Annotated in this window: 14 protein-coding genes; 7 read left to right on the top strand and 7 right to left on the bottom strand. The window is 47.2% G+C overall.

Annotated elements, in window-relative coordinates; genetic code table 11:
- Nucleotides 1–11 precede the first annotated feature (11 nt).
- On the bottom strand, nucleotides 12–716 hold the full coding sequence (locus AWQ23_RS07350; protein ID WP_062433938.1) for an SIMPL domain-containing protein: 705 nt from the start codon (nucleotides 714–716) through the stop codon (nucleotides 12–14).
- Nucleotides 717–969: 253 nt separating this feature from the next.
- Here AWQ23_RS07350 and AWQ23_RS07345 point away from each other — a divergent pair, with 253 nt between their 5' ends.
- The 3 genes from AWQ23_RS07345 (at nucleotide 970) to AWQ23_RS07335 (ending at nucleotide 3,793) form a co-directional block, all read left to right on the top strand.
- Nucleotides 970–1,854, top strand: a complete 885-nt coding sequence (locus AWQ23_RS07345) for an RnfABCDGE type electron transport complex subunit D (protein WP_062433935.1) — start codon at nucleotides 970–972, stop codon at nucleotides 1,852–1,854.
- Nucleotides 1,855–1,862: 8 nt separating this feature from the next.
- Entirely contained in the window at nucleotides 1,863–3,203 is a 1,341-nt protein-coding gene (locus tag AWQ23_RS07340; protein WP_062433932.1) for a DUF2330 domain-containing protein, read from the top strand.
- 128 nt (nucleotides 3,204–3,331) lie between these two features.
- Nucleotides 3,332–3,793 carry a thiol-disulfide oxidoreductase DCC family protein gene (locus AWQ23_RS07335; RefSeq protein ID WP_062433930.1) on the top strand — a complete coding sequence of 154 codons (462 nt, stop codon included), beginning with the start codon at nucleotides 3,332–3,334 and terminating at the stop codon, nucleotides 3,791–3,793.
- Between the two features lie 49 nt (nucleotides 3,794–3,842).
- On the opposite strand, the gene AWQ23_RS07330 is transcribed toward AWQ23_RS07335, so the two are convergent.
- Nucleotides 3,843–4,049 carry a hypothetical protein gene (locus AWQ23_RS07330; protein ID WP_012307043.1) on the bottom strand — a complete coding sequence of 69 codons (207 nt, stop codon included), beginning with the start codon at nucleotides 4,047–4,049 and terminating at the stop codon, nucleotides 3,843–3,845.
- A 171-nt stretch (nucleotides 4,050–4,220) separates the two neighbouring features.
- Here AWQ23_RS07330 and AWQ23_RS07325 point away from each other — a divergent pair, with 171 nt between their 5' ends.
- Genes AWQ23_RS07325 through AWQ23_RS07315 form a run of 3 tightly spaced genes read left to right on the top strand, consistent with a single transcriptional unit; the run spans nucleotide 4,221 to nucleotide 5,979 of the window.
- On the top strand, nucleotides 4,221–4,433 hold the full coding sequence (locus AWQ23_RS07325; RefSeq protein ID WP_012307042.1) for a DUF2555 domain-containing protein: 213 nt from the start codon (nucleotides 4,221–4,223) through the stop codon (nucleotides 4,431–4,433).
- On the top strand, nucleotides 4,434–5,645 hold the full coding sequence (gene coaBC / locus AWQ23_RS07320) for a bifunctional phosphopantothenoylcysteine decarboxylase/phosphopantothenate--cysteine ligase CoaBC (RefSeq protein ID WP_062433926.1): 1,212 nt from the start codon (nucleotides 4,434–4,436) through the stop codon (nucleotides 5,643–5,645). It begins immediately after the preceding gene.
- Nucleotides 5,646–5,667: 22 nt separating this feature from the next.
- Nucleotides 5,668–5,979: a DUF2499 domain-containing protein gene (locus AWQ23_RS07315; protein ID WP_030007198.1), complete on the top strand. Its 312-nt coding sequence runs from the start codon at nucleotides 5,668–5,670 to the stop codon at nucleotides 5,977–5,979.
- On the opposite strand, the gene AWQ23_RS07310 is transcribed toward AWQ23_RS07315, so the two are convergent.
- Together AWQ23_RS07310 and AWQ23_RS07305 are read right to left on the bottom strand one after the other, a co-directional pair.
- Nucleotides 5,976–7,454, bottom strand: coding sequence for a carotenoid oxygenase family protein (locus tag AWQ23_RS07310; RefSeq protein ID WP_062433922.1), 1,479 nt, complete (start codon nucleotides 7,452–7,454; stop codon nucleotides 5,976–5,978). The genes AWQ23_RS07315 and AWQ23_RS07310 overlap by 4 nt on opposite strands.
- Nucleotides 7,455–7,528: 74 nt before the next feature.
- Nucleotides 7,529–9,283, bottom strand: a complete 1,755-nt coding sequence (locus AWQ23_RS07305) for a hypothetical protein (protein ID WP_071884910.1) — start codon at nucleotides 9,281–9,283, stop codon at nucleotides 7,529–7,531.
- Nucleotides 9,284–9,327: 44 nt separating this feature from the next.
- On the opposite strand from AWQ23_RS07305, the gene AWQ23_RS07300 reads away from it, so the two are divergent.
- Nucleotides 9,328–10,221: a glycosyltransferase family 2 protein gene (locus tag AWQ23_RS07300; protein ID WP_062433919.1), complete on the top strand. Its 894-nt coding sequence runs from the start codon at nucleotides 9,328–9,330 to the stop codon at nucleotides 10,219–10,221.
- Nucleotides 10,222–10,228: 7 nt separating this feature from the next.
- On the opposite strand, the gene murQ is transcribed toward AWQ23_RS07300, so the two are convergent.
- The 3 genes from murQ to AWQ23_RS07285 are packed head-to-tail and all read right to left on the bottom strand — an operon-like array spanning nucleotide 10,229 to nucleotide 13,201.
- Nucleotides 10,229–11,134 (bottom strand): N-acetylmuramic acid 6-phosphate etherase, encoded by a 906-nt coding sequence (gene murQ, locus AWQ23_RS07295; RefSeq protein ID WP_062433915.1) that lies wholly within the window; start codon nucleotides 11,132–11,134, stop codon nucleotides 10,229–10,231.
- A gap of 47 nt (nucleotides 11,135–11,181) precedes the next feature.
- Nucleotides 11,182–11,496 (bottom strand): Dabb family protein, encoded by a 315-nt coding sequence (locus AWQ23_RS07290; protein WP_012307035.1) that lies wholly within the window; start codon nucleotides 11,494–11,496, stop codon nucleotides 11,182–11,184.
- 46 nt (nucleotides 11,497–11,542) lie between these two features.
- Nucleotides 11,543–13,201 (bottom strand): CTP synthase, encoded by a 1,659-nt coding sequence (locus tag AWQ23_RS07285; RefSeq protein ID WP_062433913.1) that lies wholly within the window; start codon nucleotides 13,199–13,201, stop codon nucleotides 11,543–11,545.
- Nucleotides 13,202–13,424 lie beyond the last annotated feature (223 nt).

The raw sequence follows: 13,424 nt of genomic DNA, 5'->3' as shown, positions 1-13,424 counted from the left end.
AAAGCAGGGTGTTAGTAACGGATCGTCAGGGTTACGGAAGCATTCACCGTCTGTTCACCCCCTTCTACCGGAGAAGGTGCTGCACTTTCAAGGGCGATTCGTGCCGTATCCATGGTTTTAAAAATGGGGGTTGGCGGCGTCGCCCCATTGACCTGGATTTGGACAATTTCTTGGGGACTCAAACCCAAGGCACCGAGGACAGTTTGGGCCTGGGTGCGCGCATCCTGGGCGGCTTCAGCGAGGGCAGTTTTTTCTGCTTCAGTGAGGGCGGCTTCGGTGGCTCGGAAAGAAATCCCATCAATGCGGGTTGCTCCGGCTTTGACAGCTTCATCCATCAGGCTCCCGGCTTGGGCGGTGGGCACCTCAAAGCTCACTGTATTGGTAGCGAGATAACCGATGAGGCGGCGATCGCCATTGTTGTAGTCATATTCCGGCTGGAGGTTAATGCCCGTGGTGGTGAGCTTGGCCACATTTTTGGACTTGAGAAAATCCACCACTTGGTTACTGCGCTTGGCGATATCTGCCTGGACTTGGGTTGCCGTCGCCCCCCGCACCTCGACCCCAAGGCGTACTTCAGAAAGACTCGTGGCAATGGCTTCTTCGCCGCGCCCCGTGACAGTGATCGTGCGCAATAGTTCTTCGGCGATCGCCCCAGAGGTTCCCCCCAGGAACAACATTCCCGCCAACAGTGGCACAAACAGTTTTTTCAGTTGCATTTTTTTTCATACTCCTACACACAGGTGCAAGATCACAGGGACAATTGTGTTTGACGCTCTAGAAATTTATTAGTCAATCAAATTCACATTTTTTAATATTAAACAGCCCCTGGAATCCTGCTTTGACTCTAGTTTACGACTGCCACAAGTCTCAAGGTTTTCTGTTACAAAAAAAGAAACCTTTTCGTCATCCCTGGACTTGTCTTTCATACTTTAGGCAACTTATTTTTTGCTTAGTCAGGGAGGATTTTCAATGCCCTTCAGTGATGCCCGTGATTATCAAATTGCAATTCTGACGACGTTTCTCCTGTTGGGAGTTTACACGCGAGACTGGACGTTAAATTTAACCTGGGTTTTGCTGGCGATCGCCACCTGCATTGTGACCCAATGGAGCATTAGTGCTTGGCAAGCCTACCGTTGCCGACGAGAAACCCCTCTGCAATGGCCACCGCTACTGATCTCTGGGGCGCGGAGTGCGGCGATTACCGGCTTGGGCCTTTCCCTGCTCCTGCGGGTAAATCATCCCCTTGTTTTAGTGGGGGCAGCGGTCGGGGCGATCGCCAGTAAATTTTTATTCCGTTATCAAGAAAAACATTTTTTCAACCCCGCCAATTTTGGCATCATTATGGCCCTCCTGTGGACAGATGGGGCTTGGGTTTCACCGGGTCAATGGGGCACTGATTGGTGGTATTTATTGCTGTTTTTTAGTGCGGCTGGCCTCGTGCTTAACCAAGTTGGTCGCTGGGATACGTCTATCGCTTTTCTAGCAAGTTACGGCGGTTTAGAAATTCTTCGTAATTTTTGGCTGGGTTGGAGTTGGGATGTGGTTGCCCATCAGCTCACGAGCGGCTCGCTACTGCTATTTGCATTTTTTATGCTTACGGATCCGCGCTCGATCCCCAATGCAAAACAGGGGCGAATTTTTTGGGCCATTAGTATCGCCCTGCTCACCTTTATTTTGCAACATGGCCTCTATACTTCAACGGCAATTTTCTGGGCATTATTCTGTCTAGCTCCCAGCACCATTGTGATCGATAAAATTTGGCGATCGCCCCGGTTCCAGTGGCAAGAAAAAGCTCAGGTGAAAGCCCCTATTGGCGATTCTTCTTTGACCCTACAAACTCGCCCCGTTATCTAAGGAAAATCATGTTTAAAACGATCCTGCAATATTTGCGCGGTTTGGCCATAACCTGTATTGGTTTACTACTACTGACCCAACCCGCCTGGGCCTTCTGTGGTTTCTATGTCGCCAAGGCCGATACCGATCTCTATAACCAAGCATCCCAGGTGATCATTGCCCGGGATGGCGATCGCACCGTACTCACCATGGCCAACGACTATGAAGGGGAAGTCTCAGATTTTGCCCTGGTAGTGCCTGTCCCCGTCGTTCTTAAAGAAGAACAGGTTCATGTGGGCGAAGCAAGCATTATCAAACGCCTCGATGACTTTAGCGCCCCCCGGCTGGTGGAATATTTCGATGAAAATCCCTGTGCTGTGCGGATGTTTGATGACGGCATTGGGTTCCTACAAAATGCGAGGCCGCCGATGCCCATGGCCGCAGAATCCATGCGCGAAACAGCAGCGGATTTAGGAGTCACCATTGAGGAACAATTTAGCGTCGGCGAATACGACATCCTCATTCTCAGCGCCAAAGAATCCGATGGATTGGAAACCTGGCTACGCCAAAATGATTACCAATTGCCCCAGGGGGCCAGTGAGTTACTGCGGCCCTATATCCGCAACAAGCTGAAGTTTTTTGTGGCCAAGGTGAACCTCGAAGAATTTAACCGGAGCGGCGTGAACCAATTGCGTCCCCTGATGATGGCTTTTGAATCACCGAAATATATGTTGCCGATTCGCCTAGGGATGATGAACGCCCAACAAGCCCAGGATCTCATTGTCTATATTCTCTCTCCCAAGGGCCAGGCGGAAGTGACCAACTATCGCACCGTAAAAATCCCCTCGAATGTGGAAATTCCTGAATTTGTCGAAGCAGAGTTTGGGGATTTTTACACCACCATGTTTGAGCAAGATTACCAACGCCAGGGCCGGGATGATATTTTCTTGGAATATGCCTGGGATATGAGCAGTTGTGATCCCTGTTCTGCGCCTAATTTAACGAAGGCAGAGCTGAAACAGGCCGGAGTCTTTTGGGATGAAGATCAATATCTACCGAGGGTCTTTATCACCAGACTCCATGTGCGCTATGGCCGCGACGAGTTCCCAGAAGATCTGCGCTTCCAAGAAACGGCCAATCGTCAATTTTTCCAAGGACGCTATGTGATTCGTCATCCCTATCGCGGGGAAATGACTTGCAGTGCCGCCCAGGATTACCGAGAGCGCACCTACCAGCGCCAGGAAGCGGCGGTACAAACCCTGGCAAAGTTGACAGGTTGGGAGCCAGCAGACATTCGCCGCAAGGTTGACTTTATCGAAACCAATAGCCCAACGCCGACAGATGAGGCTTGGTGGGATTCTATTTGGTAATTGGAGAGTGAAAGACTGGGGCGATCGCCAAAAGAACACAGCCTTAAAAACGCCCTTTTGGTGATTCCCCAGGCACCCGCAAAAAATCTTTACAATATAGATTGAATCTCTTACCCGAAAATTGCACCATGTCCTCCACCCCATCCTGGAAAATTAAACTGCTCTATGACGGTCAATGCCCCCTTTGTCTGCGGGAGGTTAACTTTCTGCGGCGCAAGGATAATGGCCGTGGGTTAATTTGCTTTGTGGATGTGGCAGCCGATGATTACGACCCCAGTCGCCATGGTGGTGTGACTTTCCGGGCAGCGATGGAGCGGATCCATGGCGTGCTACCCGACGGGACAGTGCTCCAAAATGTGGCGGTTTTTCGGTATGTTTACGAAGTTCTGGGGATGGGCTGGGTCTATGGCATCACTAAACTTCCTGGCATTGGGCAATTGGCCGATTGGGTTTATGGCATCTGGGCGAAATATCGTCTCCAACTGACGGGCCGCCCCGATTTAATCACTTTGATCCAAAACCGGGAAGAACGACAAGCCTGTGGTGCTGGCGATCACTGTCGTCTCGAAACGTCAGTAACGGACACTTAAAACTTTTTCTTCAAAGGCAGTTCCCTAAGTAAATGCCTAATTTTTAGCGTCAAACATCGTAGCTCATCAGCTGTTCGACAGGCACAAAAACTTCCCTGGGCAAGAGAATAGACCGTTCACGAAAGCTGACAAATCCCTGGAGTGTTTTGGGATTTACCGAAACCCCAGTGACATATTGGGAGCGCACGGGATGAACAGCAACATATTGGTTATAGATCTGCTGGGCAGCTCGCAACACGCTGGGTTCAATTAACATGGGAGGCTGACTCCTTGGGGAACAGAATCTCCCCTTAAGATACGTCTAGTTTACTCGACAAATCAAGCCGACAATAAGAACGGTGACAGGCCATTGTTTTGGGGATTTCTAAGAGTAGAATAAAGAATGAACAGAACCTAAAAGAACGTGCAGCGTCAGGGAGGTCTTATTATGACAGTCTTAACAAAAACCCCCCAGGAAATCGCCCACATGGACGAAACGGATGTGGCTCAACTCGCCGCACGATTGGAACAGGACGATTATGGGACTCCCTTTGAAGCCCTCCAGGATTGGCATTTGTTGCGGGCGATCGCCTTTCAACGGCAAGAGTTAGTCGAACCCTACTGGCACCTGTTGGACATCGAAGCCTACGACGAATCGTAAATGCTCAACGGAAAAAAGATTGTCGTCGGCATTAGTGGGGGCATTGCCGCCTACAAAGTTTGTGAAGTCATTTCCCAACTGTTCCAGGCTGGGGCAGAGCTCAGGGTCGTCCTGACGGATTCGGCCCAACGTTTTATCACGCCCCTCACAGTGGCCACCCTCAGCCGTCACCCGGCCTACACAGACGAAGATTTTTGGGATAGCCATCGGCCCCGCCCGGTGCATATCGATCTGGGAGAATGGGCGGATCTGATTCTACTGGCCCCGCTGACCGCAAATACTTTAGCCAAGGTGAGCTTGGGCCTTGCGGATACGTTATTGACGAATATTATTTTGGCGTCCACTTGCCCGGTTTTGGTTGCGCCAGCGATGAATACGGACATGTGGCAACAGCTATCAGTACAGTCCAATTGGCGGCGACTCCAACAGGATCAGCGCTATCACATCCTCGATCCCAATAGTGGTTTGTTGGCCTGCGATCGCCAGGGCAAAGGGCGCATGGCAGAACCCGTGCAAATTATTAAAGCAGTTCAAGCCTTGATCCACAGTCGCGGCCAAGCGGATCTCACCGGTAAAAAGATTCTCATCAGTGCGGGAGGAACTAGGGAACATTTTGACCCCGTGCGCTTTATTGGTAATCCTTCAACGGGAAAAATGGGTTTGGCGATCGCCGAGGCAGCGGCCTACCGGGGGGCGACTGTAACCCTTATCCACGGGCCAATCGAAAGCCGTTTGCTGGAAAATTTACCGAATATTAAGCGCTTTCCTGTCACCAGCGCCGCCGAAATGGAAAGGGCAATGTTGTCCCAGGCAGAGCAATTCGATTGGCTCATTCTGTGTGCAGCGGTCGGCGATGTGCGGCCCACGGTCAATTACGACTACAAGCTCGCTAAAGCCGAACTGCCCCAAAGCCTTGCCCTCGAAGAAATTCCGGACATTGCCGCTCAACTGGGTCAAAGCAAGCACCCCAACCAAAAACTAATCGGTTTTGCCGCCCAAACGGGAGAAATTACTGCCCCAGCCCTGGCCAAACTGCAACGAAAAAATCTCGATGCGATCGCCGCCAATGCTGTCGATCAAGCCAATTCTGGTTTTGCCAGTGAAACCAATCAACTGATTTTTCTCGATAAAGAGGGCCGCAAGGCGACAATTCCCCAGGCTAGCAAGGGGGCGATCGCCCATCATCTACTAGACTTTATCAAGCAACTTTAAACAAAAATTCCTGCCCATTGCGATGAATGCCCTTTCCTTTCCCACTTGGATTGTCCACATTTCCAGCGTTTTAGAGTGGATTTTGGCCATTTGGCTGATCCAAACCTACGGCAATCTGACCCAAGACAAAAGCTGGTCAGCCCTCGCCTGGGGAATGTTGCCGTCCCTCGTTAGCGCGATGTGTGCCTGCACTTGGCACTTTTTCGACAATGCGCCCAGCCTCGAATGGCTCGTCACGATCCAAGCCGCCCTCACTCTCGTGGGTAACTGCACCCTGTGTTTAGGGGCCTGGTGGATTTGGCGATCGCCTGACCCCAAAGAATCCGCTGACTAGAAATTCACAAACACTTCCGGCGTCCAACTACCATGCAGGCCATAGGGAATATGCTGCTTTAAATGTAGGGTTGCCAAAGGTTGAGCAAAATTTTGCGCATCAAAAATCACCACATCCGAGCGATGCTGGGCCGAATCATAGACCATCAAGAGAACCCAGCCTTCGTCTTCTGCCGTAGCTCCTGGACGGGGTACAAAAATCGGCTCCCCCGTAAATCCGTCTGGCGCAAAGGAATAAACTTGAGAATCCTCCCCTTGGTGATCCACTTTCCACACCGCCTGCAACGGTGCATTGCCTGTTTTGGCGTGGGTCGCCCCGATGTAGGCATAACGATAGTCCCGTCCCACACGCTCTGGATGCACCACCGGGAATTCACAACAGCGGGTAGCCAATAGTTCCCGCGTCACCTTTTTTGTCTCTAAATCTAGAGTAAAGCGCCATAACTGCCCTGGATCTAGTGCATCAAAATCAACATTTTTATAGTTCACATCCGCCTGCACTTGGGGAATTGACTGATAACAAACCGAATCGACGATAATTTGCTTATCTCGCTCAAAGGCATTGGCATGGTGAAACACAAAGCCGGCTTCTGCCTCTAGGGTTTGCACATCATTCCGCGCTGGATCCCTCGGAATCACAATCATCTGTGTTGGTTTATTCGCCTCGAATTTCACGCATTCACCAGCTCCCTTAAACCCCAAAACATAGGGCAAAGGATTAAATTTCACCGACGCTTGGAAAAAAATGACGTAGTTGGGCGTAATCACGAAATCATGGATAAACGCAAAGCCTTTAGCTTCATGTTCTCGATAGCGCAGTAATTTGCCTGCCGGACTAATTTCATAGATCACCAAGCGCGTCGGCAAACCTGGCTTAACGGCAAAATTGACGAAGCAAGGTTCGCCCCCATCCCAAATACTCGCCGGATCAATACGTGGATGGGCCGAGAAACTATCCCCAGGCTTGAGCGTTTCCCCTAAATAATCCAGGCCGCGCGTTTCCAAATTTTCAGGATTTAAACTGTGGGGTTCCGCCGCTTCCCAGAGGGCTAACAGTTTTTTTCCCCAATAGATCACGTTTGTGTTTGCGATATTTTTCAACCGCAAGTCAAACATATTATTGAAAATGCCCCCCGGTTTTTGCGTCCCAAATACGCCTCGATAAATAGGTTGACCAGCTTTTTGTTCCGCCACAAACCCTGCTGTCTGCACAAAGCGATTCTGGAAATAGGCCCGCCCTTCCTGAAAGCTGACTGAGCAGACCATTCCATCGCCATCGAAAGGATGCTTAATCGGCGTGCCACCAATGTCTAAGAGCCCAGGCCCGTTACGAAACAAGGTTCCCATCAGTTCAGGAGGGATCTCGCCGTCGATATCTGTGACTTCATAGGCAAGTTCCTGTCGCTGGGATTCATAGCCTTTTTGCCACATGGTCTGATTGTAAGATTTCGTTTTGTTTGAAAAGATGGAAGCCATACCCTAGAACAGGTTTTATTAACTTTTATTAAGTTCATTCTAAGTCTAACATTAATCAAATAATGCAGGGAAGGCTAGTTTAGCTCCTTAGAAATCCAGTCTAGGATGCAGTCTGAGCTCACTACATTTATATCTTGATCAGTAAAGATGGTGCATTGTTTTTGGACTTGCCACAGAGCGATCGCCTCTTTATTTAACTTAACTTGATGAATGGAATTGCTGGCTTGAGGTTGGAAATGGTTAAACCATCGATTTGCTTCTAAGAATTTGACGCTAAAAACATCGGAATTAACCAACCATAAATCAATTTTTGAATCATGAATAAATCTCTGCAGTACTGTGGGATCAATATTGTAATGGGCTGTAATTAAATCCTGAGTACGTTGGCGAAACTGGCCATAATATCCCACATGGTAAGGGATGCCATATTCTGCCGCTACGAATACACTCCGTTGCGAGAAAGATGGTATGTTGTTGGCCTCATCGGCAAGAGAAGCAACCAGGGTATCTTTTGGAGTTTGTTGTAAAAATTGATATAAATTATGATATTTCCCAGTGATATATCCAGTACTAGGAAAGTCTTTATCAGTTAATGGATCAACAAGTAAAGAAAAAGCAATAGAAAACAAAGCAAATACCAGAAAGACTAGTCGCACAGTCCTTAAAGATTTTTCTCGACATAAACGAACTAGCTTATCCAATAAAATCACCAAAGTCAGACCACAAAAAATGGTTAAGCTAAAACGCAAACTATGCAAACTATAACGACTAGGCAAATAAAGTTTAAATAGGAATAAATGAGCCAATGTGTATAGGACAAATCCGCTAATTAGTAGTTGGTTCAACACAAATAATCGGCGAATGTCTTGAGTTAAAGGAAAATGTTTTTTATATAAAAAAATGATCGGCAATAGTAAAGAAGCATAGACTAAATCAGGTCGTAGTGCCGCAGTAAGACGAATCCCTGTACGACCACCATTGAAAAGGTAATCCCACCAGTTAGTTTGAAAAAAACTTGCTCTTCCTCCTGGTTCAAATTCTGGCAGTTGTTTTGCTTGAGTAAGGGAGATTACAGGTTCGAAGTCAGAATTACTAAGGATGTGGGGCAATAACACGACAAAGGCAACTAGCAATCCAGAAATTGCTAAATTTTTATCACGACGATTGTAGTTAAGCTGAAGTTTTCCTTGATTTAGAGTAAAGTATTGACAGACTAAGATTCCTGCTGCAACTAACACAAAAGATCCATAAAATAATCCTAGAAGAACTATTGATCCTATTGTCCAGAAAAAAGACTTACGTATTACTGCCCAAAGAAATAATAAAAAAATAGGAATCAAAAAAGCTTTCGCAGTTCCGGAAGTTAGTCCGTCTTGAAGCCAGAGATTTTGTATCAGAACTGTACTAGACAGAAAAGCAGCAAAGGGAATTGGCAATATTTCTAAGCAAAGAATAAAACTTAAAAATACTGTCAGAGGACTGAGTAACAAAGGTACTATTTTAGATAAGAAATCAGGGTCAACACCCAATTTAGCAAGACAATAATAAAAAAAGGATACGCCGGCTGGAGAAATTGAGTTGTAATAATCCGCAATTAAATCATCGGAAAATAATTCTGGATCTAAAAATCTCGCCATCCAAAAAATATGTTGTCGAGCATCATCTTGTATCCAGTGAAGCTCTCCGGAAATTTTAGTCAGGGCTAAAATTGGATATAGAAGGCCAAGAAATAGTGCGAATAGAAGCCAGAATAGAGTAGTGCGATCACATACTTTTTTTGAGCGAGTCAATAAAAATTGACTGACTCGATCTAACAGGTTTAAACTCATTTATAATTAGCAAAATAAACAATTAACTTTAGACTTATTCTGTAATGGCAGTAGTATCTGAGCCCATGCCACAATCTCCGTCTCCAGGGGTTTCGATTATTATCCCTGTCTATAATGAAGAAGGGGCGATCGCCGAAACATTGGGGCAATTAAAGACAATTTTTTCCCAAGTAGAACAAGTCTACGAAATTATTGTGGTTGATGATGGTTCCATTGACAATACTGCAAAAATTTTAGAAGAGCAACCGGGAATTCGTCTTTTAAAACATCCGACAAATCGAGGTTATGGTGCAGCCCTTAAAACAGGCATTATCCATGCTCAATATGATTTGATTGCAATCACTGATGCTGATGGGACTTATCCGAATGAGCGATTGCTAGATCTGATCAGTTTAGGAATGAGCGGTAGGTTTGATATGGTGGTTGGCTCTCGCACAGGGAAAAATGTTACTTACTCTAACATCCGCAAGATTCCAAAATTCTTTTTAGTTGGTTTTGCTGAGTGGATCGCCAAACAAAAGATTCCAGATCTTAATAGTGGCATGCGAGTCTTTCGTAAAGAAATTGCTCAAGAATTTATCCATATTTTACCTGATACTTTTAGTTTTACAACAACTATTACATTAGCAATGCTGACCAATAATTATATTGTTCACTATGAACCAATAAACTACTTTCATCGAGTTGGAAAAAGCAAAATAAAACCCGTTCAAGACACTCTGCGTTTTTTTAAATTAATTCTAAGAACAGGAATTTATTTTGCGCCAATTAGAATATTTGTGCCGATTGCTAGTCTTTTTTTTCTGGGTTTTTTAATCTCCCTTGCTCAGGATATACTTAGAAAAGACTTGACAGAATCTACTTTGATTCTCTTTGTTGCAGCAACTCAACTTGCGGTTTTTTCTTTACTGGCAGATATGTTAGATAAGCGCTTATAAAATAAGTTTATGACTTTAACGCTGTTCGGAGACTGCCTTGATGGACTTTTAATAAATGCTCTGCTTCTGAGGCATCTACATTTTTCCAATGCATTAATAATGCTATTTTGACGCGACGCTGGGATTTTTCTAAAAGGATAGCCGCTTCCTCACGGCTTAAATCTGTTAGGTCTTGAAGGATGCGGAGCGCTCGGTCATGGAGTTTATGGTTCGTGACGGCAACATCAATCATGCGGTTACCGTAAACTTTACCGAGCTTAACCATGACGCTAGTCGAGAGAATATTTAAGGCCATTTTGGTGACAGTTCCAGCCTTAAGACGGGTCGAGCCTGCCAGAATTTCGGGGCCAGTCAGTAGACGAATATCAACAGCGGCAGCAAAGGGCACTTGCTCGGCCGGAACACAACTGATGAAAATAGTTTTCGCTCCGCGCTGTTGGGCGGCAATCAGGGCCCCTTGGACATAGGGAGTGGTTCCCCCCGCAGTAATACCGACAACGACATCTAATTCGGTGATCTGTCGTTGGGCGATCGCCTTTTTACCATCTTCAGCCCGGTCTTCGAGATCTTCTGAACTGCGCACGAGGGCACCGGCTCCCCCGGCAATGATGCCTTGGACGAGTTCGGGGGGTGTACAAAAGGTGGGCGGACATTCCGCAGCATCTAAAACACCGAGGCGGCCACTGGTGCCAGCCCCCACATAAAATAATCGGCCACCGCGCATCAGAGCATCGCTGGTGATCTCGATGGCTTGGGCTAGGGCCTCGCGAGCATTGGCGATCGCCTCCAGGGTTTTTTGATCCTCTTGGTTAAAGAGATCGACCAATTCCAAAGCCGACATTTGATCTAAATTTTGACTCTGGGGGTTGACCTGTTCTGTAAGTAAATGGCCGCGACTTTCGTAGGAATTCAAGGAATTGCCCTCGCACTAACGCATGATAAATAAACAAAGTTAACCATCTACTGTCCGAAGAAATCAACCACCTGAACTTTCGTCCATTTGCTCTTATGTCGCTTGAGAAATTCTTGGTGGTTGGGGTGAGGCCCATAGGTATCAAGGGCTGCATTACTTTCTAACTGCACATACAAAGCCAATTGATAATCCTTAATGTGGACATCCCGATCTGACCGGGCCTTTAACCCCAGATCAACTTTCAAAACCCCAGGGATTGCCCCCAAGAGAGTCAGGCCATCTTCAATAATCGTTTGGGTTTCAGCAGTCCCAGTTGCTGCTGCCAATTCAAACAGAACAATATGATGTACGGAATTTGCCATGGTTTTTATCGTTGTGATCAAGTTAATTCATTACAGGTTCTTCGCCCTAGGACAGAGAAATAGACATCTCCGTACTCTGGTTATCTAGCTCATCAGAAATCGGTTGGGACTTGTGGTTTCCCGCCGCTTGAATAAACCCGAAAAAGAGGGGGTGGGGATGGTTCGGACGAGATTGAAATTCGGGGTGGAACTGGGTCGCAATAAAGAACGGATGGTCAGCATATTCAATAATTTCTACCAAGCGACCATCGGGGGAAGTTCCACTCACTTGATAGCCCGTTTCTAAGAACAAACTCCGGTAGGCATTGTTAAATTCGTAGCGGTGACGGTGACGTTCGTAGATCACCTCTTGGCCATAGAGTTGATAGGTCAGGGTGTCAGGGGTGAGCCGACAGGGATATAAACCCAGGCGCATGGTGCCACCAAGATCCACCACATCCCGCTGTTCTGGCAAAAGATTAATCACGGGGTTTTTCGCTTCGGGGTTGAATTCGGCGCTGTGGGCATCCTCTAATTTGGCAACGTTACGGGCCCATTCAATCACTGAAGATTGCATCCCAAGACAAAGGCCCAGGAACGGGATTTGATTGAGCCGGGCATATTCAATGGCCGCTACTTTTCCATCAACGCCCCGTAAACCAAATCCTCCGGGAACGACGATCCCCGCCATATCCGCAAGATACATGGACGCGCCGTGTTTTTCGATATCCTCAGCGTTGACCCAATGGAGTTTGATGTCCATGTCATTGGCGATCGCCGCATGGCCGAGGGATTCTACCACGGATAAATAAGCATCATTGAGTTGGACATATTTACCGACAATGGCGATATCCATGTGGCGGCTGGGGCGCTTCATCCGTTCAATGAGGTTTTGCCACTGCGCCAAATTCGGTTGCCTGGGTTCCATCCGTAGCAGTTTTAGGGTTTGTTCTGCCAAGCCTTCCCGTTCCAACATCAGGGGCACTTCGTAAATGCTGCTGGCATCCTGGGAGGTGATCACCTGTTCTTCGGGAACATTACAAAACTCCGAAATTTTTTCCCGTTGTCCCTGGGGTAAAGGGCGATCGCAACGACACACCAGCACATCCGGCTGAATCCCAATAGAGCGCAATTCTTTTACAGAATGTTGGGTGGGCTTCGTTTTCATTTCCCCCGCCGACGAAATCCAGGGGATCAAGGTTACGTGCATATACAAAACATTGTCCCGGCCAGCCTCTTTGCGGAACTGACGAATCGCTTCTAGGAACGGTAAAGATTCAATATCGCCGACGGTACCGCCAATTTCTGTGATCACAAAATCAGGATTCGTATTCTCCGCCACGCGAAAAATTCGTTCTTTAATCTCGTTGGTAATGTGGGGAATGACTTGAACCGTCCCCCCTTGATAATCGCCCCGTCGCTCCTTATTAATCACCGCTTGATAAATGGAACCGGTGGTCACACTATTAAGGCGAGACATGGAGGTATCGGTAAATCGTTCGTAGTGGCCGAGGTCGAGGTCTGTTTCTGCACCATCCTCGGTGACAAAAACTTCCCCATGTTGGAACGGGCTCATGGTGCCAGGATCGACGTTAATGTAGGGATCGAGCTTCAGGATCGACACCGAATAGTCACGGGACTTGAGTAAACGCCCCAAACTTGCTGCCACAATGCCTTTCCCGATGCTGGAGACCACACCACCGGTGACAAAGATAAATTTAGCCATTAACCGATACCCGTTCCGTTCACAATGTTTTTAACCTGTTCATTTTGCCATACTCCTTTCGATAGACAGAGAAAATTTACTGGCAAAGGCTGAACCCATGTTGAGTTGTATTGTATTTTCTTTCGTGAAAATCGGTGTAACTTACCCAGAAAATATCTGGGCGATCGCCTAAATCGAACAATCTTAGTTGGTTTTTAACTCAACAAAACAAGTTTATTCTGGC

It is taken from the genome of Picosynechococcus sp. PCC 73109 (assembly GCF_001521855.1).
GTDB lineage: Bacteria > Cyanobacteriota > Cyanobacteriia > Cyanobacteriales > MRBY01 > MRBY01.
This window is presented reverse-complemented; position numbering and strand designations above follow the sequence as displayed.

Excerpts from the sequence above, each read along its gene's own strand:
- AWQ23_RS07350 (WP_062433938.1), bottom strand. The coding sequence starts at position 716 with ATGCAACTGAAAAAACTGTTTGTGCCACTGTTGGCGGGAATGTTGTTC.
- AWQ23_RS07345 (WP_062433935.1), top strand. The coding sequence starts at position 970 with ATGCCCTTCAGTGATGCCCGTGATTATCAAATTGCAATTCTGACGACG.
- AWQ23_RS07340 (WP_062433932.1), top strand. The coding sequence starts at position 1,863 with ATGTTTAAAACGATCCTGCAATATTTGCGCGGTTTGGCCATAACCTGT.
- AWQ23_RS07335 (WP_062433930.1), top strand. The coding sequence starts at position 3,332 with ATGTCCTCCACCCCATCCTGGAAAATTAAACTGCTCTATGACGGTCAA.
- AWQ23_RS07330 (WP_012307043.1), bottom strand. The coding sequence starts at position 4,049 with ATGTTAATTGAACCCAGCGTGTTGCGAGCTGCCCAGCAGATCTATAAC.
- AWQ23_RS07325 (WP_012307042.1), top strand. The coding sequence starts at position 4,221 with ATGACAGTCTTAACAAAAACCCCCCAGGAAATCGCCCACATGGACGAA.
- coaBC (WP_062433926.1), top strand. The coding sequence starts at position 4,434 with ATGCTCAACGGAAAAAAGATTGTCGTCGGCATTAGTGGGGGCATTGCC.
- AWQ23_RS07315 (WP_030007198.1), top strand. The coding sequence starts at position 5,668 with ATGAATGCCCTTTCCTTTCCCACTTGGATTGTCCACATTTCCAGCGTT.
- AWQ23_RS07310 (WP_062433922.1), bottom strand. The coding sequence starts at position 7,454 with ATGGCTTCCATCTTTTCAAACAAAACGAAATCTTACAATCAGACCATG.
- AWQ23_RS07305 (WP_071884910.1), bottom strand. The coding sequence starts at position 9,283 with ATGAGTTTAAACCTGTTAGATCGAGTCAGTCAATTTTTATTGACTCGC.
- AWQ23_RS07300 (WP_062433919.1), top strand. The coding sequence starts at position 9,328 with ATGGCAGTAGTATCTGAGCCCATGCCACAATCTCCGTCTCCAGGGGTT.
- AWQ23_RS07290 (WP_012307035.1), bottom strand. The coding sequence starts at position 11,496 with ATGGCAAATTCCGTACATCATATTGTTCTGTTTGAATTGGCAGCAGCA.
- AWQ23_RS07285 (WP_062433913.1), bottom strand. The coding sequence starts at position 13,201 with ATGGCTAAATTTATCTTTGTCACCGGTGGTGTGGTCTCCAGCATCGGG.